This window comes from Bradyrhizobium vignae (assembly GCF_900324035.1).
Taxonomy (GTDB): Bacteria; Pseudomonadota; Alphaproteobacteria; order Rhizobiales; family Xanthobacteraceae; genus Bradyrhizobium; species Bradyrhizobium vignae.
In genome coordinates, this window is the sequence record NZ_LS398110.1 from 4,603,935 (window position 1) to 4,623,004 (window position 19,070).

The window sequence follows — 19,070 nt, forward strand, 5'->3', positions numbered from 1 at the left end:
ATGTCCTCGCTTCATGAACTCCTCGCCGGCGTCGGTGTCGGTCTGGTTGCAGGACTGGCGTCAGGCTTTACGGGCACGAGCCCGGGCGGCGGCCTCGTGATCTTCTCCGTGCTGTTGCTCGGTGCCGAGCAGCACGTCGCCCAGGGCACGTCGCTGATCACGCAGATCCCTCCGACCGGTCTCGCCGGCGCACGCCGCTATTGGCAGAGCGGCAACCGCAGCCCGCTGCAATGGATCGTCTGGATCGCAATCGGATTTCTCGTCGGTGGCGCGGGCGGTGGCTATGCCGCGGCGGCTGCCTCCGATTCGGTCTTGCAATGGACCTACGTGGTCTATCTCGCCGCGCTGATCGCAATGTTGGCTCTGCGCCGTGACGGCAAGGACGACGTCAGCGAGGCAAGCGCTTCAGCCGAATTGCCCTGGCTGCCCCTGCTCCTCATCGGTCTGCTTGCCGGATTTTCCTCGGGCTTCATGGGCATCGGCGGCGGCCTCGCGACCACTGTGGGCCTTGCTGCGGGTCTTCGCGTCCCACAGCACCAGGCGCAGCTCGTCAGCCTCGTCTTCTCGATCATCCCCACCAACGTTCCAGCGGCCTGGATCTACTGGAGCAAGGGGCTCATGGTCGGCTGGCCGGCCGTCACCGGCATACTTGCCGGCCTCTGGATCGGGATCGATCTCGGCGCACGCATGGCCAATGGCGTCAGCAAATCAGCGCTGCGCCGGGCCATGATCGCCTTCGTCTCGCTGATGGCGCTCTATATGACCCACAAGGCGCTGAGCTGAACTTACGGTCGCTTCGGAATGTTCAGCCCGCGTTGCACCGCAGGACGCGCGAGCCCGCGTTCGAGCCAGCTGCCGACGGCCTTGAACTGACCGAACTCCACGAGCTCGCCGGCGCCATAGAAGCCGATGAGATTGCGCACCCAGCCGAGCATGGAGATGTCGGCGATGGTGTAGTCGTCATCCATGAACCATTGCCGGCCGGACAGATGCGCCTCCATCACTCCGAGCAGGCGCTTGGACTCGTCCACGTAGCGGTCGCGGGGCCGCTTGTCCTCAAACTCCTTGCCGGCGAATTTGTGGAAGAAGCCGACCTGGCCGAACATCGGTCCGATGCCGCCCATCTGGAAGTGCAGCCACTGGATGGCCTGGTAGCGGCGCGCGGCATCCTGCGGCAGCAGCTTGCCGGTTTTCTCCGCGAGATATTGCAGAATCGCCCCGGATTCGAACAGCGGCAGAGGCCTGCCGCCGGGGCCGCTGGGATCGAGGATCGCCGGGATCTTGCCGTTCGGATTGAGCGAGAGGAATTCGGCCGTCTTCTGATCGTCCTTGCCGAAATCGACGAGGTGAACTTCGTAAGGAAGCCCGATCTCCTCCAGCATGATGGAGACCTTGACGCCGTTCGGCGTCGGCAAGGAATAGAGCTGAAGCAGTTCGGGATGTTTCGCCGGCCAACGCTTGGTGATGGGAAAGGCGGACAGATCGGGCATCGGGACCTTTGGTGCATGACTGAGCGTGCACAATCTAGGCAGGACGCCGTCCGGCGCAAGTCACGATTTATCCCTGCGAACCCGCACTCATCGCGGCAGCGTCGCCATCGCCGCGATCGGGATCATTGCCTCATGCTGCAGTCGATACGCGATGAACCGTTGACCCGTGCAACAGGAGGCCCGTGAAGGCGATCGCGAGCATCGCGGTCGCCAATTGGCACACGTCGTACATCAAATTCTGTTCCTCAGCAGTCTTAGGCGTAAACGTCGGCGCAAGCGCCACGTTCCGAGGCGGCATGGAAATATTGCTGTTTTTTCCCGAATTCTGCGCGAAGCCATCGCGCTGTTCCGACGACCCGTGCAGGGACGAATGATCCCTTTGAGCGTTGTCGCTGCATGAACATCGAGAAGCGCGCCCTGCTCGATCATGCTGAACGCTGTCGCCGCGTCGCGAACGAGCTCGATCATGGCGAAGCTGCACAACGGTTGCGAGCGATGGCAGACGAGTACGAAGCGAGGGCGACAAGATTGGACGACGAAGGCGGCTCCTCGACTCCGGGTCGCAATAGTCACTGACATCTCCAAGGCGATCGGAATGGCTGATCGGTTTCAGTAGTTGATCTCCATCCGCAAGCCGCGAGGATCGATCTCCTCGCCGCCGACGCACTCCGTGCTGTCACGCGCCGCGACCGCGCAGGCACAGGCGTCGACGAGATCGTCGCGGCCGATGCCAGTGCCGTGGCGTTGCGTCAGCCATTTCGGCAGGCGCGTGAAACCGCGCTGCGCCAGGAGCGCGGTCCGCTGTTCGAGACCGTGCGCCGACGTCTTCCTTGCGAGACGGCCACGCCCTGCGAGATTCCAGAAGATCAATTCGGGATGGGCCTCGCCGATCATCGCCTGCCGCGTCGGCGTCATGGCCTCGTCGAGCTCTCTCATCTTGTCCCTGATGTTCCAGAGCTGCGCAGATATGCCCCTGCCCTTGCCTTCGTGCTCCCAGTAATGGCGATTGGCGGCAGCCATGTCCGGGAACGTCCAAAGGTCTCGGCGCGCACCGAGAAACACGGCAGGGCCGACCAATTCGCGCCCCCGCAGATCGCAAGCGCGATAGCCGTTCGGGTTCAATCCGATCGGCATGTCGATCATCGCACGTGCGTGCGGGATCGCGAGCAGGCGCATCAAGCCCGGCGAATAGTCGAAGCCGTGATCGCCGCGGTCGTCGATCCAGGCAGCGACCCAGCCGAAGCAAAATCCATCGAGGCCGAGATAGTTTGGCACGTCATGCGTCCGTCACTTGCAATTCTCACACGCCGGCACCGTGCGGGTGCTGCACTCGCTGCGGCCGTTCGCCGTCGCCGAGGCCGGCGAAGGCGAGTTCGATCGGTGGAAAGACTGACGCGAATTGCAGACGGAAGGCAAGCCTCTCGCCTGCGTCCTCTATGCTGCCCGCCACTGCCACGCCCAGCGCGATCCGCACCGCCTGGTGCAGGCCGCCGATATTCTTCCTGTAAAATGCCATCGCATCCTCCGAGATGAGCCGAGGCCGAATGCCTCGAGCATCAAGAGGGCGCGCTGGCCGAAAAGGATTCGCGGGCGCGTGCAATTTTTTTTGAGATCAGGCTCCAAGGGCCTGGTAGGCCAGGCGCTTGAACTCGAAGAAGAACGGATTCCAGAAGCCCATGTAACGCTGGGCCATCAACACGCCCGCGGTATTGGCCTCAGGACAAATCCACCAATGGGTGCCGGCAAGCCCGCCCCACTGGAATTCGCCGGTGGAGTTCGGCGGATCGAACGGCGTCGGCGCGAAGGTCACGGCGCCACCGAGACCAAAACCCTTGCCGGGAATCGGCCCGAGATTGGCGAAGCGGATGGTCTGGCCTGCGGGGAGCTGGTTCGTCATCATCTCCCGCAGCGTCTCCGGCTTCAGCAGAGCATCCGGCCCGGGCAGTAGAGCGCGCACGAGCGCAAGCATGTCCGGCAGGGTCGAAACCAGACCGCCGCCGCCCGAGAGCCGCGGGAACGGCTGCCGATACGCCTGCGGATATGGCAGATGGTCGGCGCGCGTGAGGCCGGGCTTCATGGGATCGAGCACGTCGACGCCGTTGTAGAGCGCAACCAGCCTGCCCTGCTGCGCCTCGGGGACGTAGAAGCCGGTGTCGGTCATTCCGAGCGGATCGAAGATGCGCGCCTTGAGGAAGCCATCGAGCGACTTGCCCGAGACGACCTCCACGATGCGGCCCAGCACGTCGGTCGCCACCGAATATTCCCAGCCTTCGCCCGGATGATAGGACAGCGGCAAGTCGGCAAGCCTGTCGATCATGTCGGAGAGCGGCGTCAGCGGATTGAGCACACGCGCCTCGTTGTAGCCTTTGAACAGCACGGTGCCGGGATCGAAGATGCCGTAGCTGAGGCCCGATGTGTGGGTCAGCAGCTGGCGGATCGTGATCAGCCCCCTCGCCGGCTCGACGTCGGCAAGGCTTGTCGCGCCCTGCTTCAAGACCTTGCGGTTGCCGAGTTGCGGCAGGAACTTTTCGACCGGATCATCGAGTCCGATGCGACCTTCCTCGGTCAGCAGCATGATCGCGCAGGTGACGAAGATCTTCGTATTGGAGAACGCGCGGAAGATATGGTCGGGCCGGAGCGCCGTGTTCGCCTCGCGGTCGGCAAAGCCGACGCATTGCTGATCGACGACCTCGCGCCCCCGCAGCACCGCCCACGACGCACCGGGAATGATCTCCTGATCGACGTAGCGCTGCATCGCCGTCCGTGCGGCGGAAAAATCTGTCGTCCTGGCGTCCATGTGTTTCCCCCAATTCTGGTTGGGATCGATATAACGAGATTTCCTACGATATGAAGCCTGCCGCGCAGCTCATCCCTGCTTCATGAGCGCGGTGACGTACAGGCGGCGACGGATTTTCATTCCCTGCCGCTGGTACAGCGCAATCGCCGACGTATTGCTCGAAAACACGTGCAGGAACGGAATTTCGCCGCGCGCTTCGATCCGGCGCGCGACCGCTGCGAGCAGCGCCTGTGCATAGCCGCGCCCGCGATAGTCCGGATGCACGCAGACGGCCGTCATCTCGACGAATTTTCCCGGCTTCATCCGCTCACCCGTCATCGCGACCAATTCGCCACCTGCGCGGATGCCGAGGAAAGTGCCAAGCTCATGGGTACGCAGCGCGAATGGACCGGGCTTGGTCAGCTCGATCAGCCGCATCATGGCAGGCACGTCGGCCGCCCCCAGCGTGACGATCTCGGCATCGCGAAGCGGACTATCGGCGGGCGAGCCGATCATCTGCTCGCCGGTGTCGGCAAGAACGACCTTGAACCCGGCGGGAACGTCAACCGGCTCCGGCGTGAACAGCGCCGCGACCTGCGAAGGTGACATGAGATCGCCGAGCGCCGCAAAGCTTGCAGCGGACATGTCGGCCATGTCGGCAAAGGGCGTCATGTCCACGGGATAGCGCAGCGCTTGCGGGCCGCCCTCGGCCAGATGCTTCTGGCTCGTCGTCAGCGCGCTCCAGATCGGGCGATCCAGCAGCGCCAAGTCACTGTCGGACACCGGCCTAGTCCTTGTCGAAGCTGACGATGACGGCGGCATTTGCGATCAGGATGGGGTCGTTGGCGACTTCGGTCGCCGAGGGGATCTCCAGCCCGCCCTTGACCGCAGTCACGGTCACGGTGCCGTAAGGCAGCTCCTTTGCGACGGCTTCCTTGTCCACCGCCTCGGGGTTGGGCACTCCGATCGTGACATCGACGAACATGTCGTTCGCGGTCTTGCCGATCATCCGGAAGAAACCGAGACTCGAATGCCTGATGGCATCCGACACCGCCCGCTTCGCCGCCTTGGTGGCGTCCCTGCCGTGGACATCGACGCCCATACCCATCTCGGTGACACAACGAACGCGAGTCATTTCAAAGTCCTGTGGTTGGTCGAGTGATTGAGAGTGTCGGCGATCGGGACGCGCGGCACAAGCGCAGTATTGCTCTCGTGTCCCGGACGCGCTGCAACGCTCTTGACGTTGCTGCGCAGAGCCGGGGCACGAGACCGTGGTTCTCACGCCTTTGCCTTCTCATGCGCGCGCAGCTCGTCGACCAGCACCCGCACGTTCTCCGAATAGTCGATCGGGATCGAGACGAGGTGCACGCCGCCCTCCTTGAAGGCAGCCTCCAGAGTCGGGCCAAAGCGGTCGATGCTCACGATCCGATGCCCTTTCGCTCCGTAAGCCTTTGCATAGAGGACGAAGTCGGGATTGCCGAAAGTCATGCCGTAATCGGCGAAATGATCGACGGCCTGCTTCCAGCGGATCATGCCGTAGGCGTTGTCCTCCAGCACCAGCACGACCAGATTGAGCTTGAGGCGGACCGCCGTCTCCATCTCCTGGCTGTTCATCATGAAGCCGCCGTCGCCGGCGACCGCGAGCACGCGGCGGTCGGGATAGAGCATCGCAGCCATCATCGCCGACGGCAGGCCGGCGCCCATGGTCGCCAACGCATTGTCGAGCAGCAGCGTATTGGCGACGCGGGTGCGGTAGTTGCGCGCGAACCAGATCTTGTACATGCCGTTGTCGAGCGCGACGATGCCGTTCTCGGGGATCACCTGGCGGATGTCGTGCACGATGCGCTGCGGCGTCGGGGGCCAGCGCGCCTCGGTGGCACGATCGGCGATGTGGTTCAGAATCTCTTCGCGGAGCGGGAGCAGCGCCGCCGCCTGCGGCAGCTTGCCTTCGAGCCGATCCGCCAACAGCTCCAGGCTGGGACCGACGTCGCCAACAACCTCGGCATCGGGGAAATAGACCTGCTCGACGCTCGCCGGGGTATAGCTGACGTGAATGACCTTCGGGCCCGAGGGGCCCATGATGAAGGGGGGCTTCTCGACCGGATCGTGCCCGATGGCGACGATCAGGTCGGCGGCATCGATCGCGTCGTGAACGTAATCGCGCTCCGACAGCGCCGCAGTGCCCATGTAGAGATTGGTGCCGCCGGGCACGGTCCCCTTGCCCATCTGCGTGGTGAAGAACGGAATGCCGGTCCGCCGCACGAAACTTGCGATGCCATGTGTCGACCGCGGCCGGCTGGTCGCCGCCCCCATCATCACCAGCGGGCGCCTTGCGGCCACGATCATCTCGGCGGCGCGGTCGAGCGCGGCGCGATGGGCGACCGGGATTTCGATCGGATGGACGGGGATCACGGGGACACCAGGCACTTCGTCGCCCGCGATGTCCTCGGGCAGTTCGAGATGCACCGGGCCCGGCCGCTCCTCCATCGCCACGCGGAACGCATCGCGTACAACAGTTGGAATGCTGGAGGCGCTGACGATCTGCCGCGACAGCTTCGTCAGCGGCTTCATGGTCGCGACCACGTCCACGATCTGGAAGCGCGCCTGCCGGCTGCTCATGATCGGCTTCTGACCGGTGATCAGGATCATCGGCATCGCGCCGAGATGCGCATAGGCGGCGCCGGTAGACAGGTTGAGGGCACCGGGGCCGAGCGTCGACAGACAAACGCCGGGCTTGCCGGTCAGCCGCCCATGGGTTGCGGCCATGAAGGCAGCGGCCTGCTCGTGGCGGGTCAGGACCAGCTCGATCTTGGAGGCGTGAAGCGATTCGACCAGATCGAGATTCTCTTCGCCGGGAATGCCGAAGATGCGATCGACACCTTCATTCTCCAGGGCCGCGACGAACAGGTCCGATCCCTTCACCTTATGGTCCTGTCCGCTCATGTCGTCTCCGCTCGTTACGCATCCCAAGCTCCGGGAGCCGCCCATCGTAGCCGTCCATCGTTCCGGCACAACTCACAATGCAGCGTGGACTGAACACTTTATTCGTTGTCTGAGCACGTTCCGTCATCCTGAGGGGTGACGGTGATGGATTGGTGTTCGCGGCAGCGTCTCAAATACCTCGCACAACAGAGTCAAGCGCGCTGCCCTTGCGGGAACCGGCGGCACCGATGCTTCGGTCTCGGCGCCGACCCACGACATGGTGCTCGATCTGCCGCGGCAGTACGACACCCGGCTCGGCGTCGGCGGCGTCGGCCTCTCCGGCGGACAGCGCCAGCGGCTCGGTCTTGCGCGCGCTCTGATCGGCCGGCCGCCGCCGCTCGTGCTGGATGAGCCCAATGCAAATCTCGACGCACCCGGCGAGGAGGCGCTGAAGGCTGCGCTACTCAGCGCCAAGGCAGACGGCGCCGCCGTGATCGTGCCGACGCGGCCGCGCACGCTGTTCGAATATCTGTTTGGTCCGCTCCGCGACGAGCTGACCCGTGCTTTCCGCGAACGCTGACGAGGAGCAGGGCCGATGGCTGCATCCGAGCAGAACAACCGCCGCGCCGAGAAGGCCGAGACTGTCCGCCACATCACGACGGAAGAGACGGTCGCGTTCATGACCGCGCTGGTCGCCTTCCTGAAGGAAGCCGAGTCCGCCGCCGGGCATCATGGCGACAACGATGCGCGGTCCTTGCCGACAGATTTGCCGTCCGCGCCCGCGCACGCGGCTCGATCCGCGATTGACAGTCCACGATCTCTGACTAAAGTCAGATATCATGCTCGACCCGGTCGCCCGCGTCCGCCGTTTCAACCGCGCCGTCACCTCTGCCGTCGGTGCGCTCGATACCTCGTTCCTCGGGCGCGGCCGGCCGCTCGGCGCGGCGCGCGTGCTCAATGCGATCGGCCACGGGCGCTCCGACGTCGCCGAGATCCGCGACTATCTCGGTCTCGATTCCGGATTGATGAGCCGGCTGCTCCGCAGCCTCGAGGACGAAGGGCTGATCGAGACCGCCGCGCGCGAAGACGATGCGCGTCGGCGCATGGCAAAGCTCACGCGGGCGGGCCGGCGCGAGTTCGCGGCCTACGAGGCGCTGTCGAACGCGCAGGCCGACGGCATCTTGGCGCAACATTCGCAAGCCGAGGTGCTGCTGGCGGCGATGGACCTGGTCGCCTCTGCGCTGACGCGCGAGCGTGTTGCACTCGATGAGATGGATCCGCGAAGCGAGCAGGCCCGCTACTGTCTCGGCGAGTACTATGCCGAGCTCGGCCGCCGCTTCAAGCAGGGCTTTGACGTCTCGCTGTCGCGCGACCCCGACGCCAACGACATGCGCCGACCTCGCGGTAGCTTCATCGTCGCGATCTCGGACACGCTGCCGATCGGCTGCGTCGGCTTGAAGGGGACCGACCACGGCTACGCCGAGATCAAGCGACTCTGGGTCGCGCCCGCGGCACGCGGATTGCGGCTCGGCCGGCGGCTGATGGATGCGGCCGAGAGCACCGCGCGCGAGCTCGGTATCACGCTTCTGCGGCTCGACACCAACAGCGCGCTGCCCGAAGCCGGTCAGCTCTATCGCAGCACGGGCTGGCGCGAGATCCCGCGCTTCAACGATGATCCCTATCCGGACCTCTTCTTCGAGAAGCGCCTCTGATGCGGCGGGGCATCGTCATCTCGTCCGCGTCGGGCGCACGACGATCTCGTTGACATCGACATCTTCGGGCTGCTCGATGGCAAAGCGCACGGCTCGCGCGATCGCGTCGGGCTGAAGCGCGATGGCGCGATAGGTCTTCATCGCGCGTGACCCGATCGGCGGTGAGCCAAGCTCGCGGCGGCCGGCGTCGGGATCACCTTTGGAATGGAGGCAAGCTTCCGGCCCGCGATCGCACGCGGCGAGCTGGTGCCGATCCTGGAAGACTATTGCCCGTTCTTCGCCGGCTTCTACCTCTATTGTCCGAGCCGCCGCAACGTCGCGCCAAAACTATGCGCGCTCATCGATCACGTGCAGCGGCGCGCATGAGCCGAAGGAACCTGCCATGGCCAGGGACGATCTTGCCGCCATCTACCGCGACTACATCGCCTGCCTGAACCGGCGGGACTGGCCGGCCCTCGGACAATTCGTGCACGATGAGGTCGCCCACAACGCGCGGCCGCTTGGGCTTGCGGGCTATCGCGCGATGCTGGAACGGGATGTTCGGGAGATACCCGATCTGCAATTTCACATCGAGATGCTGATCTCCGATCCTTCCCGCATCGCTGCCCGGTTGAAGTTTGATTGCACACCAGTCGGGATATTCCTCGGCCTTGCGGTCAATGGGAAGCGCGTGTCCTTCCACGAAAACGTGTTCTACGAATTTCGCAACCGCAAGATCCGGCAGGTCTGGTCGGTGATCGACAAGGCGGCGATCGAGACGCAGCTCTGAGGCCGCGCCTCGATCCGGCGCTCACGCCGCTGCCGGCGCCATCTCGCCTTGCGGCTTTGCGAAGGGGCGGAACGTCATGGCCATCAGGAACGCACCCAAGCCCATTGCCCAGGAGGCGATGTAGAGCCAGGCGTAGCTGGAAAAGGCGTCGTAGATCAGGCCGCCGGCGAGCGGGCCGGTTGCCATGCCGAGGCTGCCGGCCATCGCCGTGCCGCCGATCACCGTGCCCATCATCTTGAGCGGAAAGTTCTCGCGGATCAGAACGGCGTAGAGCGGCATGGTGCCGGCATAGATGAAGCCGAAGATCGCGCCGACCGCATAGAACGTCGTGAGCTGATGCGCGAAGACATAGGCGAGCGCGCCGAACGCCTGCAGCAGGAGGCCGGAGACCAGCACGCGCTTGGCGCCGAAGCGGTCGCCCATCAGGCCGAAGGCGATGCGCCCGCCGAGGCCGGCGAACCCCTCGATGCTGTAGATCGTCACCGCCGCGACGAGCGGAATGCCGCAGCTCACGGCATAGCTGACGGTATGGATGATCGGACCGGAATGGGTCGCGCAGCAGAAGAAGTTGGTGGCAAGCAAGATGAGGAATTGCGGGGAGCGCAGCGCCTCGCCCATCGACATCTCGCCTTGCGCGGCACCCTCGCCCGCCGGTGCGGCCGCGGCCTGCGCGAGCGCCGGCGGACGGCGCACCAGCAGCGAGACCGGGATCATGATGGCGCCGACCACGAGCGCAATGATCTGCATCGAGGTGCGCCAGTCGTGGCCGGAGACGAGCCAGGCCGCCAGCGGCGACATCGTCATCGGCGCCATGCCCATGCCGGCCGAGACCAGCGACACGGCGAGGCTGCGATTTGTGTCGAACCAGCCCGTGACGGTCGCCATCATCGGCGCGAAGATCGCCGCGCAGGCCGCCCCGACCAGCAGGCCGAACACGATCTGGAACACGATCAGCGAGGTCGCATGGCTCGCCGCGAACAGGCTGAGCGCCAACACGGTCGATCCCGTCAGCACCACCGGCAGCGGCCCAAACCTGTCCGTTGCCGTGCCCCAGGCCATGCTGGTGAAGGCCATTGCCAGAAAGCCGATCGTCATCGCGCTGGAGATGCCGGTCACCGACCAGCCGGTGTCCTTTGCGATCGGCTGCAGGAACACCGGCAGCGAAAACATGCCGCCGACCGCGACGCAGCCAAGCAGGCCGCCAGCGACGACGATCACCCAGCGATAGTTGGAAGAGGTCATTTCGGTCTCCCGTCAGGTCTGTCTCACATGGAAGACGAATGGGAACGGCGCCGGCCGACAGCGGTCACGTCATTTTTGCCGCACGCTTTTGTGACCCGAAGCAAAAAGTGAAAAAACAACCCCATGCACAGTAGCCGGCACCAGCGGGATCAATGACTTACGAGGACGGTCATTTGCGATGTCAGGGCGCGATTTGACCTGTCGGGCAAAACACCGGCATAATGGCAACATCCCCCGGCCGCGCTCACCGCCGTGCCGCGCTCGGTCAAGCCTCGAACAAGGCCCTGACGTCGTCCTCGGTGAGCGCCGAAGCGATCTGTCCATCGCCCTCGAGCAGGCTGTCAGCCAGGGCCCGCTTTCGGGCCTCGAGTTCGTCCATCTTCTCCTCGATCGTGCCGGCGGCGACAAATCTGTAAACGAACACCGCCTTGTCTTGCCCGCTCCGGTAGGCACGATCGATGGCCTGTTCCCCGACCGCGGGATTCCACCAGGGATCGAAGACGATCACGGTGACGGCAGCGGTGAGATTGAGGCTGACCAGGAACACCTTCGCCGCGCCGTTCTGAAAGGCTTCGATCGCGGTCTTGCGGCCCCTGGTGTCGCCGGTGAGGAGGCTGTAACGCATGCCATCGAAGCGCTTCCCTTCCTGCACAAGGACGGCACGCCGTATCCGGAATAACAGAGCGGCTCACAGCGCCGTGCGGGGATGCTTCAACGATCCGTGAGTGAGTGGTAGGAGCCTGCATGAGTATTCGCCCGATCGTGCGCTATCCCGACCGCCGGCTCGCGCTGCCGGCCCGCCCCGTCACCGCGTTCGACGAGTCCTTGTGCGACCTCGTGAACGACCTGCTCGAGACCATGCGCGCCGCGCCCGGCATCGGCATTACCGCGCCGCATATCGGCGTGCCCTTGCGCGTCGTGGTGCTGGAGCTCGAGGCCAAGGATGGCGCGCGGACTTACGTCAATCCGGAGATCACATGGGCCTCGCCCGAGATGATCATGCATCGCGAGGGCAGCGTCTCGATGCCCGGGGTCAACGACGAGGTGCAGCGCCATGCGCGGGTGCGGATCAGCTACCAGGACGTCGAGGGCAATATGCAAAACGAGGAATCGGAGGGCTTGCGCGCCGTCTGCCATCAGCACGAGATCGACCAGCTCGACGGGATGTTCTGGATCCAGCGGCTGTCGCGGCTGAAGCGGGAACGGCTGGTGAAGAAGTTCGAGAAGATGTCGCGGAACGCATAGGGGGGATTGGCGACAGTGTCATCCACCAATTTGAGCCATGTAGAACCGGATGGAGCCCGCTCACGCCCTCTTCCCGCTCCGCTTGTTGATCGGCGCATTGCGACGCTCTCGTTTGCCGCGCGCGATCTCGGTGGCCAGCGCGTCCAGCTTCGGCTCCCAGAAATTCCTGAACTGGCCGATCCATGCATCCACCGCGCGCAGCCCGGCAACGTCGACCGAATAGAGCCGCCTTTGCGCCTCCGCCCGAACGCTCGCAAAGCCGCTCTCGCGCAGCACCTTGAGGTGCTGCGAGACGGCCGCCTGGGTGATACCGAACTCGGCCCCAATGACTTCCTGAACATCAAGCCGGGCGATGACAGCGAGTGTGTCGCGCCCCTACCCGCCCGCCATCAGCGCCCTCGCCAGCGCCATATACGCCGGCAGCGTCACGGGATCGTTGGCGGCATTGCCCGCCATCGGGTGCGAGGCGTAGCGGGCTATCACCATCTCGGCCTTGGGATCGATGTAGATGCCCTGGCCGTGGACGCCGCGCGCCATGTAGGCGCCGTTCGCGTTGTGCGTGATCCACCATTGATTGCGATAGGAGGCGCCCGGCAGCGTGGTGTAGCCGGCCGGTTTGAACTTTTCGGGATCGCCGCCGCGCCCTATGTCCTCTACGACTTGTGAAGGCACGACCTGGCGGCCGTTGAAGCGGCCGTGATTGCGCATGGTCTCACCGAAGCGGGCGAGATCGCGCAAGGTGGTGGAGAGACCGCCGCCGCCGCTCTCGGTGCCGATGCGGTCGACGTGATAATGCGCGTCCTCCTCCGCGCCCATCGGCTGCCAGATGCGCTCGGAGAGCAGATCCGACAGCGTCATGCCGCTGGCGCGCCTGACGATCCAGGCCAGCACGTCGGTGTTGACGGTCTTGTAGGCGAAAGCCTTGCCGTGCTCGCCCTGCTTCTTCTGCGCGATCAGGAAGTCGAAGATGGTGGTCGGGCCGTCATAGCCAGGCGGAATCGGCGCCATGCCGTTGGCGCGCCGCAGCCCCCACACATCCGAGTTCTTGTCGGTATAGACCTCGGTGTAGAGAAGCCCCGTGGTCATATCCATGACCTCGTGCACGCGCGCGTCCCCGAACGCGCTTGCCTTCAGCTCCGGCACATAATCCGTGACCGGTGCCTGCGGATCGATCTTGCCCTCGGTGACCAGAATGCCCGCCAGCACGCCGGTGAACGACTTCGTCACCGACATCGCGATATGCGGCTTGTGCGGCTTCAGCGCGCCGAAGTAGCGCTCATAGATCAGCCTGCCCCGATGCAGCACCGCGATGCCGTCGGCGTAGGTCTCCTCCAGCATTTTTGCGAAGGTCACGGGCCGGCCGTCCATCGTCATTGAGGCGACCGCGCCGATGTCGTGGTCCTGGCGCGGCAACACCGATGCCGGCCCCGCCCCGCGCCAGACGTTCACGGTCGGTACCAGCTGGCGGATGTTGCTCCAGGCCCAGCGCAGCTCGGGGAAGCTGCGGAACGAGCCGTCCTGGAAGGTGATGGTGCGGTCCGCCGGCGGCGGAAAGCCGCGCATCCAGCCGAGGGTTTCGGGGTCGGTTTCGAGGGCGGTGGCGTGCGGTCGCGTGGCGGTGGGCGAGACAGACATCAACACTGGCTCCAAAGAGGCGATGCAGATGTGGTAGCATGGGCGAGCATGGGGCACATCCGACGCAAGCGCTGGGCACCTGCGCAACAATCAGGACGGCGGCAATTCACTGAAAGGACCGAGCATCCCAATTCGTGGTACCGACCAATCTCACATTTCCCGGCGAGATACCGCGTGAGCTGTAGCTGGCACAAACTAGCGGACTAAATAGCGGTGTAGCCGCCGTCGGCATTGATGCACGCGCCGGTGACGATCGAGGCCTTGTCGCTGGCGAGAAACGCCACCACCTGGGCGATTTCGTCCGGCCGGGCCAACCGACCGATCGGTTGCCGCACCAGCATCGTCTCGCGGGTCGCCTCCGGCAGCTTGGCCAGCAGGGGCGTATCGACATAGCCCGGAGAGACGCAGTTGGCCCGGATGCCCTGTCGCGCATAGGTCAGCGCAACCGAGCGCGTGAGATTGACGACAGCCGCTTTCGCGGCCGAATAGGCGTTGCTGTTCTCCTGGCCGACATGGGCCAGGATCGAGGCCATATTGACGATCGCGCCGCCACCCATCGCGAGCATGGTGGCCGCGGCAAACTTGTTGCAAATCGCCACGCCGGTGAGGTCAACGTCGATCACGCGCCGCCAGTCAGCGAGATCAAGCGCGTGGATCGGCGACTTGCGCTCGGGAATGCCGGCATTGGCAACGAGGATGTCGAGCCGGCCGAACTGCGTCACGGCCGCCTGCATCAGCGCGGCAACCGAAGCTTCATCGGTAACGTCGACGTACTGGAAGACCGCTGCATGGCCCTCAGCGGCAAGCCCGGCCGCAAGCGTAGCGCCGCTTTCGGCGAGGTCTCCCACCATGACCTTCGCCCCTTCGACCGCAAACAGCCGCGCGACGGCGGCTCCAATCCCGGAGCCGGCGCCAGTGATGACCGCCACTTTTCCCTGCAGCAGCATCGGTTGCTCCCATCTAGATTGGTCCGCCGAGCTCAGTTCTTCTCGAATCCCGGACGCGGAATGGTACCCATCAGAGTGCGGGTGAAACCGCCGTCCACGACGATCTCCTCGCCGGTGATATAGCTGGCACGCTCGCTTGCCAGGAACACGACCGCATCGGCGATATCTTCGGGACGGCCGATCCGCTGCGCCGGCACCAGCGCGCGCCGCGCCTCATGCACGCCCTGTGCTCGATAGATGGCCTCGGTCATCGTCGTGCGGATCATGCCGGGGTTGACAACGTTGCTGCGCACGCCACGCGGTCCCCACTCCACCGCGAGCTGACGCGACAGCATGACCACGCCGGCCTTGCTCACGCTGTAGGCGCCGCTGTAGCTCTGCGGAAGCGAGGCCGAGATCGACGCCACATGGACGATCGCGCCCGCACCGCGCGCCAGCATCGGCTGTCCGAACGCGCGCGCGCAGCGGAGATAGCCGGTCAGGTTCAACGAGAGAATGCGGTCCCAGTCCGCCATGCTCGTGGTTTCGAGCCCACCCGGCAACATGGTGCCGGCATTGTTGACGAGGATCGCGGCCTCGCCGACTTTCGCAGCTGCGTCACGGGCAGCACGTGCAACGCTGTCATCGCTGGTGACGTCACAGGCGAGGAACTCGGCGCGGCCGCCAGTTGAGCGAATCTCCGCGGCCACGGCCGCACCAGCCTCGTCGCGGTCCAGCACTACGACTGTCGCGTCAACCGCCGCAAGACCAAGGGCAATGCCGCGGCCGATGCCAGCACCGCCGCCCGTGACGACGGCAACTTTCGTCGAGAGATCGATCCAAACCATGCAAGGTGCTCCGAACCTTGGGAAGGCGACCGGCGCCTCAAATGGCCGGACCAGACAGGGATGGCAGTTCAATCCTGCGGATCAGCCGGTTCTCCTGGGCGACGATGAGATGCTCGGAGGCTTGCAAGTAGGCCGGCCAGTCCGGATCCTTGTCGCGCGACGCGTGCCGGCGCTCGAACTCGCCCATGTCCGGGAAGCCCCAGAGATGGACGATCTGGTTGAGCGGCCCGACTGCGCTCGTGAACATGCCGAGCGGGCGCCCCAGATATCTGAGCTGGACCGGCATCGCGAGCCGGTCGAAGATCTCGATGAACTCCGCCATCTTGCGCAGGCGGATGGTGTAGACGCGCAGGTCGACAATGGCAGGCTCGGTCATTGCACGATCTCCCGGGTTGCCCCTCTCAGCTGCGCACGAGTGCGCAGCTTCCCTCCTCGAGAGGCCGGAATGCTTCAGTCGCGCTCAGCGTCGAGACCAGCTTGTAGACGTCGCCGGTGGACGTGCTCTCCGCCGGCTTCTTCACCTCGAAGAGATAGGCCGGATGGATCTTGCGCCCATCGGCGCGGATCATGCCCTGGCCGAAGCAGTCATCGTCGGTCGGCATCTTCTTCATGAGCTCGACGACTTCGCGGCCGTTGCGCTTGGCCTGCTCGACGCCGAGCTCCTTCACCGCCTTGAGGTAGTGCAGCACGCAGGCATAGTCGCCGGCCTGACTCATATTGGGATAGACGTTTGCTGCCAGGCGCGGTTTCACGCGGTTCATGAAGGCGCGCGTTCGTTCGTTAAGATCCCAGTAGAAGGTCTCGGTGAGCGACAGGCCCTTGGCCGTCGACAGGCCCATGCCGATGACATCGGTGACATAGCCGACCAGCGCCGCCATGCGTGTACCGCCCTGGTCGAGGCCAAACTCCTGGGCCTGCTTCAGGCAGTTGATCAGCTCGTTGCCGGAATTGGCAAAGGCGATCACATTCGCGCCGCTTGACTGGGCCTGCAGCAGGAAGGACGAGAAATCCGAGGTCGACCCGAAAGGATAGCGTACCGAGCCGAGCACGCTGCCGCCGGCCGCCTTGACGAACTTCGCCGCATCCGCCTCGGCCGCATGGCCGAACGCATAATCGGCGGTGAGGAAGAACCATTTCGAGCCGCCGGTGCGCACGAGCGAGGTCGCCGTCGAATGGGCGAGACACCAGGAATCCCAGGACCAGTGCACGAGGTTGGCGCTGCAGCTCTTGCCGGTCAGGTCCGACGAGCCTGCGGTGGTGATCAAGGCGACCTTGTTCTTGTCCTCGATCAGATATTTGGCGCCGAGCGCGATCGACGAATTACCGACATTCTCGATCACGTCGACACCATCCTGGTCGAACCATTTGCGGATGATCGCAAGGCCGACATCGGCCTTGTTCTGATGGTCGGCGACCAGGATCTCGACCTTGATCGAGGGATTGGAAGCCATGAATTCGGCCGCTGCCTGCTGCGCGCAGGCAACCGTCGTCGGCCCCGACACGTCACGATAAATGCCGGACATGTCGGTGATCACGCCGATGCGGATCGTGTTGCCGGATTGCGCCCGGGCGAGGGGCGGTGCGAGCGCCGTCGCGAGGCCGGCCCCGACGAAACTGCGGCGTGTCATGCTCATGTCGTTTCTCCCTCACCTGCCCTGCCTGCGCAGAGCTGTTGTCATTGCAATCGGACGGCTTGGATCAGGCCTGCTGACCGGCGAGATGGCGGCCGGTGATGTAGCCGAAGGTCATGATCGGCCCGAGCGTGATGCCGGCGCCGGGATAGTTGCCGCCCATGATGGAGGCGCGATCGTTGCCGACCGCATAGAGCCCGGCGATCGCCGAGCCGTCCCGGCGCAGCACGCGGCCGACCACGTCAGTGGTCAAGCCGTCGAACGTGCCGAGATCGCCCATGATGATCTTCAGCGCGTAGTAAGGTCCGGCTCCGACAGGGGCGACGTTCGGGTTCGGCCTGTGCTCGGGATCGCCGAGATAACGGTTGAACGCCGTGCTGCCGCGCTTGAACGCGCGATCGACGCCGTCGACGGCGCCCGCATTGTACTCGCGCACCGTTGCTTCGAGGCCTTCGGGATCGAGACCCGCGGCAGCGGCAAGGTCCCGCAATGTCGCGCCGCGCTTGAGATAGCCGTTGCGCACGAAGGGTCCGACCGGCATCGGCGCCGGCTTGGCATAGCCGAGGCCGTATTTGCGGATGGTGGCGTGATCGCAGATCAACCACGCTGCGGTCTCCCTGGCGCCGACGCCGTCGGCGATCATCGCGGCGCCGACGTCGTGGTAGGATTCCGACTCGTTGGTGAAACGCCGCCCCTGCCGATTGACGGCGATCACGCCAGGCTTGTAGCGATCCACCAGATGCGGAAACACACCGGTGCGGTTCCCCAAGGGCACACGCGACACCGGCATCCAGGCCGCCGCATTCGGAAAGCGGATGTCGCAACTGCCGCCCTCCTCTTCCGCCATGCGGATGCCGTCGCCCGTGTTGGCCGAGGGCGTCGGCGACAGGTGCTCGCCGCCGCGGGCGAGGTGCGGATAGGCGCGCGCGATCCGCGCTTGGTCATGCGGAAATCCGCCGCTGGCGAGAACCACGGCGTGGCGCGCGGTGATTTCGTACGCGCCCCTGGCATCGCTGACGACCGCACCGGCGATCGCGCCGTTGCGGCTGATCAGCCGCTGCGCCGGAGTCGCCGTCAGCAGGGGGATCCCGAGATCGAAGACCGTCCTGGCGAGCCGCGCCGCCAGCGCGTTGCCGCTGGTGATCTTGACGCCGCGGCGATAGCGCGCGAGATCCCAGAGGTGGCTCGCAAGCCGCCTCGTCACGTACAGCGCCGATGGCAGCGAGCTGGTCACCCGAAAGAAGTGCTTCAGCTCATCGTTGGACGAGTTGAACATCATGCCGATGAAGGTGATAGTCTCGAGCGGCGGCCGCAGCCGTCGGATCTCCTCACCGAGGGCGCGGGCATCGTAGGGCGCCGCAGTGACCGAGCGGCCCAGCCTGGCGCCGCCTTCCACATCGGGGTGATAGTCGGGATAAGCCGACAGCACGAACTTCGCTTCGGTCTCGGTCTCGAAGAAGTCGAGCATGCGGGGACCGACATCGAGAAAGGCGTCGATCGCAGCATCGTCGAAATGGTTGCCGGTCTCGTTCTTGAGATAGGTGCGCGCGGCCTCCCTGCTGTCGCTCACGCCGGCGTCGCGGGCATGGCGGTTGCCGGGAATCCAGAGCACGCCGCCGGAGAAGGCCGTGGTGCCGCCGAAATAAGAATCCTTCTCGACGATGATCACGTCGAGCCCGCATTTTCGCGCCGTGATCGCGGTGGACATTCCGCCGGCGCCGGAGCCAACGACCAGCACGTCGCACGAGAGGTCGCGCCCTTGCCCTGACATTGCCGCTTCTCCCTCGTCCTCCCCTTGGCCTCGCGCAGCGTTGTTTGTCAGCTCTGCCGAGGCACGATCCTGGATAGACGCGGCCGCCGGCGCCGCCAATGGA

21 protein-coding genes and 3 pseudogenes are annotated in these 19,070 nt (G+C 65.0%); 7 read left to right on the forward strand and 17 right to left on the reverse strand.

Annotation, left to right across the window (positions count from 1 at the left end):
- The gene (locus BRAD3257_RS22490) at positions 1 to 783 is read left to right on the forward strand and encodes a sulfite exporter TauE/SafE family protein (protein WP_122403630.1); all 783 of its coding nucleotides are present in this window, start codon (positions 1 to 3) and stop codon (positions 781 to 783) included.
- Between the two features lie 2 nt (positions 784 to 785).
- On the opposite strand, the gene BRAD3257_RS22495 is transcribed toward BRAD3257_RS22490, so the two are convergent.
- On the reverse strand, positions 786 to 1,490 hold the full coding sequence (locus tag BRAD3257_RS22495; RefSeq protein ID WP_122403631.1) for a glutathione S-transferase family protein: 705 nt from the start codon (positions 1,488 to 1,490) through the stop codon (positions 786 to 788).
- Between the two features lie 396 nt (positions 1,491 to 1,886).
- Between BRAD3257_RS22495 and BRAD3257_RS22500 the strand changes: the two genes are divergently transcribed.
- Positions 1,887 to 2,066, forward strand: a complete 180-nt coding sequence (locus BRAD3257_RS22500) for a hypothetical protein (protein WP_145987020.1) — start codon at positions 1,887 to 1,889, stop codon at positions 2,064 to 2,066.
- Positions 2,067 to 2,099: 33 nt separating this feature from the next.
- Here the strand turns inward: BRAD3257_RS22500 and BRAD3257_RS22505 are convergent, their stop codons facing one another.
- The 6 genes from BRAD3257_RS22505 to BRAD3257_RS22530 all read right to left on the reverse strand — a co-directional run bounded on the left by BRAD3257_RS22505 (position 2,100) and on the right by BRAD3257_RS22530 (position 7,209).
- Positions 2,100 to 2,765, reverse strand: coding sequence for a DUF429 domain-containing protein (locus tag BRAD3257_RS22505; protein WP_122403633.1), 666 nt, complete (start codon positions 2,763 to 2,765; stop codon positions 2,100 to 2,102).
- A gap of 25 nt (positions 2,766 to 2,790) precedes the next feature.
- Complete coding sequence (locus BRAD3257_RS41105) at positions 2,791 to 3,006, reverse strand: hypothetical protein (protein WP_244607665.1); 216 nt, start codon at positions 3,004 to 3,006, stop codon at positions 2,791 to 2,793.
- A gap of 96 nt (positions 3,007 to 3,102) precedes the next feature.
- Positions 3,103 to 4,287, reverse strand: coding sequence for a serine hydrolase domain-containing protein (locus BRAD3257_RS22515; protein WP_122403634.1), 1,185 nt, complete (start codon positions 4,285 to 4,287; stop codon positions 3,103 to 3,105).
- A gap of 69 nt (positions 4,288 to 4,356) precedes the next feature.
- Positions 4,357 to 5,049, reverse strand: a complete 693-nt coding sequence (locus tag BRAD3257_RS22520; RefSeq protein WP_162500310.1) for a GNAT family N-acetyltransferase — start codon at positions 5,047 to 5,049, stop codon at positions 4,357 to 4,359.
- Between the two features lie 4 nt (positions 5,050 to 5,053).
- Positions 5,054 to 5,401, reverse strand: coding sequence for a Lin0512 family protein (locus BRAD3257_RS22525; RefSeq protein ID WP_018646107.1), 348 nt, complete (start codon positions 5,399 to 5,401; stop codon positions 5,054 to 5,056).
- 143 nt (positions 5,402 to 5,544) lie between these two features.
- A complete protein-coding gene (locus BRAD3257_RS22530) occupies positions 5,545 to 7,209 on the reverse strand; it encodes an acetolactate synthase large subunit (protein ID WP_122403636.1) in 1,665 nt (554 codons plus the stop codon).
- 256 nt (positions 7,210 to 7,465) lie between these two features.
- On the opposite strand from BRAD3257_RS22530, the gene BRAD3257_RS41775 reads away from it, so the two are divergent.
- Both BRAD3257_RS41775 and BRAD3257_RS22540 read left to right on the forward strand, forming a co-directional pair.
- Complete coding sequence (locus BRAD3257_RS41775; protein WP_122403637.1) at positions 7,466 to 7,768, forward strand: ATP-binding cassette domain-containing protein; 303 nt, start codon at positions 7,466 to 7,468, stop codon at positions 7,766 to 7,768.
- A 259-nt stretch (positions 7,769 to 8,027) separates the two neighbouring features.
- Entirely contained in the window at positions 8,028 to 8,900 is an 873-nt protein-coding gene (locus tag BRAD3257_RS22540) for a bifunctional helix-turn-helix transcriptional regulator/GNAT family N-acetyltransferase (protein WP_122403638.1), read from the forward strand.
- 15 nt (positions 8,901 to 8,915) lie between these two features.
- Here the strand turns inward: BRAD3257_RS22540 and BRAD3257_RS22545 are convergent.
- Positions 8,916 to 9,044: pseudogene (locus tag BRAD3257_RS22545) on the reverse strand (oxidoreductase); the annotation flags it as partial.
- 24 nt (positions 9,045 to 9,068) lie between these two features.
- Here BRAD3257_RS22545 and BRAD3257_RS22550 point away from each other — a divergent pair.
- A pseudogene (locus BRAD3257_RS22550) lies at positions 9,069 to 9,266 on the forward strand (LysR family transcriptional regulator); the annotation flags it as partial.
- A gap of 16 nt (positions 9,267 to 9,282) precedes the next feature.
- A complete protein-coding gene (locus tag BRAD3257_RS22555; protein ID WP_122403639.1) occupies positions 9,283 to 9,669 on the forward strand; it encodes an ester cyclase in 387 nt (128 codons plus the stop codon).
- A gap of 21 nt (positions 9,670 to 9,690) precedes the next feature.
- On the opposite strand, the gene BRAD3257_RS22560 is transcribed toward BRAD3257_RS22555, so the two are convergent.
- Together BRAD3257_RS22560 and BRAD3257_RS22565 are read right to left on the reverse strand one after the other, a co-directional pair.
- Entirely contained in the window at positions 9,691 to 10,911 is a 1,221-nt protein-coding gene (locus tag BRAD3257_RS22560; RefSeq protein WP_122403640.1) for an MFS transporter, read from the reverse strand.
- Between the two features lie 265 nt (positions 10,912 to 11,176).
- Complete coding sequence (locus BRAD3257_RS22565; RefSeq protein WP_407122198.1) at positions 11,177 to 11,536, reverse strand: helicase-related protein; 360 nt, start codon at positions 11,534 to 11,536, stop codon at positions 11,177 to 11,179.
- Between the two features lie 119 nt (positions 11,537 to 11,655).
- On the opposite strand from BRAD3257_RS22565, the gene BRAD3257_RS22570 reads away from it, so the two are divergent.
- Positions 11,656 to 12,156, forward strand: a complete 501-nt coding sequence (locus BRAD3257_RS22570) for a peptide deformylase (protein ID WP_122403641.1) — start codon at positions 11,656 to 11,658, stop codon at positions 12,154 to 12,156.
- A gap of 60 nt (positions 12,157 to 12,216) precedes the next feature.
- Here the strand turns inward: BRAD3257_RS22570 and BRAD3257_RS22575 are convergent.
- The 7 genes and pseudogenes from BRAD3257_RS22575 to BRAD3257_RS22605 all read right to left on the reverse strand — a co-directional run.
- A pseudogene (locus tag BRAD3257_RS22575) lies at positions 12,217 to 12,498 on the reverse strand (ArsR/SmtB family transcription factor); the annotation flags it as partial.
- Positions 12,499 to 12,531: 33 nt separating this feature from the next.
- Positions 12,532 to 13,791, reverse strand: coding sequence for a serine hydrolase domain-containing protein (locus BRAD3257_RS22580; RefSeq protein WP_122403642.1), 1,260 nt, complete (start codon positions 13,789 to 13,791; stop codon positions 12,532 to 12,534).
- 203 nt (positions 13,792 to 13,994) lie between these two features.
- Positions 13,995 to 14,738, reverse strand: coding sequence for a cis-4-hydroxycyclohexanecarboxylate dehydrogenase (chcB2, locus tag BRAD3257_RS22585; protein WP_122403643.1), 744 nt, complete (start codon positions 14,736 to 14,738; stop codon positions 13,995 to 13,997).
- A gap of 32 nt (positions 14,739 to 14,770) precedes the next feature.
- Entirely contained in the window at positions 14,771 to 15,565 is a 795-nt protein-coding gene (locus BRAD3257_RS22590) for an SDR family NAD(P)-dependent oxidoreductase (RefSeq protein ID WP_122403644.1), read from the reverse strand.
- Between the two features lie 37 nt (positions 15,566 to 15,602).
- Positions 15,603 to 15,941, reverse strand: a complete 339-nt coding sequence (locus BRAD3257_RS22595; protein WP_122403645.1) for an NIPSNAP family protein — start codon at positions 15,939 to 15,941, stop codon at positions 15,603 to 15,605.
- Positions 15,942 to 15,966: 25 nt separating this feature from the next.
- On the reverse strand, positions 15,967 to 17,199 hold the full coding sequence (locus BRAD3257_RS22600) for an ABC transporter substrate-binding protein (RefSeq protein WP_122403646.1): 1,233 nt from the start codon (positions 17,197 to 17,199) through the stop codon (positions 15,967 to 15,969).
- Between the two features lie 64 nt (positions 17,200 to 17,263).
- Positions 17,264 to 18,967, reverse strand: coding sequence for an FAD-dependent oxidoreductase (locus BRAD3257_RS22605; protein ID WP_122403647.1), 1,704 nt, complete (start codon positions 18,965 to 18,967; stop codon positions 17,264 to 17,266).
- Positions 18,968 to 19,070 lie beyond the last annotated feature (103 nt).

Bases quoted from the DNA above. Each gene is read 5' to 3' on its own strand.
- BRAD3257_RS22490 (WP_122403630.1), top strand. From the start codon at position 1: ATGTCCTCGCTTCATGAACTCCTCGCCGGCGTCGGTGTCGGTCTGGTT.
- BRAD3257_RS22495 (WP_122403631.1), bottom strand. From the start codon at position 1,490: ATGCCCGATCTGTCCGCCTTTCCCATCACCAAGCGTTGGCCGGCGAAA.
- BRAD3257_RS22500 (WP_145987020.1), top strand. From the start codon at position 1,887: ATGAACATCGAGAAGCGCGCCCTGCTCGATCATGCTGAACGCTGTCGC.
- BRAD3257_RS41105 (WP_244607665.1), bottom strand. From the start codon at position 3,006: ATGGCATTTTACAGGAAGAATATCGGCGGCCTGCACCAGGCGGTGCGG.
- BRAD3257_RS22515 (WP_122403634.1), bottom strand. From the start codon at position 4,287: ATGGACGCCAGGACGACAGATTTTTCCGCCGCACGGACGGCGATGCAG.
- BRAD3257_RS22525 (WP_018646107.1), bottom strand. From the start codon at position 5,401: ATGACTCGCGTTCGTTGTGTCACCGAGATGGGTATGGGCGTCGATGTC.
- BRAD3257_RS22530 (WP_122403636.1), bottom strand. From the start codon at position 7,209: ATGAGCGGACAGGACCATAAGGTGAAGGGATCGGACCTGTTCGTCGCG.
- BRAD3257_RS41775 (WP_122403637.1), top strand. From the start codon at position 7,466: ATGGTGCTCGATCTGCCGCGGCAGTACGACACCCGGCTCGGCGTCGGC.
- BRAD3257_RS22540 (WP_122403638.1), top strand. From the start codon at position 8,028: ATGCTCGACCCGGTCGCCCGCGTCCGCCGTTTCAACCGCGCCGTCACC.
- BRAD3257_RS22555 (WP_122403639.1), top strand. From the start codon at position 9,283: ATGGCCAGGGACGATCTTGCCGCCATCTACCGCGACTACATCGCCTGC.
- BRAD3257_RS22560 (WP_122403640.1), bottom strand. From the start codon at position 10,911: ATGACCTCTTCCAACTATCGCTGGGTGATCGTCGTCGCTGGCGGCCTG.
- BRAD3257_RS22565 (WP_407122198.1), bottom strand. From the start codon at position 11,536: ATGCGTTACAGCCTCCTCACCGGCGACACCAGGGGCCGCAAGACCGCG.
- BRAD3257_RS22570 (WP_122403641.1), top strand. From the start codon at position 11,656: ATGAGTATTCGCCCGATCGTGCGCTATCCCGACCGCCGGCTCGCGCTG.
- BRAD3257_RS22580 (WP_122403642.1), bottom strand. From the start codon at position 13,791: ATGTCTGTCTCGCCCACCGCCACGCGACCGCACGCCACCGCCCTCGAA.
- chcB2 (WP_122403643.1), bottom strand. From the start codon at position 14,738: ATGCTGCTGCAGGGAAAAGTGGCGGTCATCACTGGCGCCGGCTCCGGG.
- BRAD3257_RS22590 (WP_122403644.1), bottom strand. From the start codon at position 15,565: ATGGTTTGGATCGATCTCTCGACGAAAGTTGCCGTCGTCACGGGCGGC.
- BRAD3257_RS22595 (WP_122403645.1), bottom strand. From the start codon at position 15,941: ATGACCGAGCCTGCCATTGTCGACCTGCGCGTCTACACCATCCGCCTG.
- BRAD3257_RS22600 (WP_122403646.1), bottom strand. From the start codon at position 17,199: ATGAGCATGACACGCCGCAGTTTCGTCGGGGCCGGCCTCGCGACGGCG.
- BRAD3257_RS22605 (WP_122403647.1), bottom strand. From the start codon at position 18,967: ATGTCAGGGCAAGGGCGCGACCTCTCGTGCGACGTGCTGGTCGTTGGC.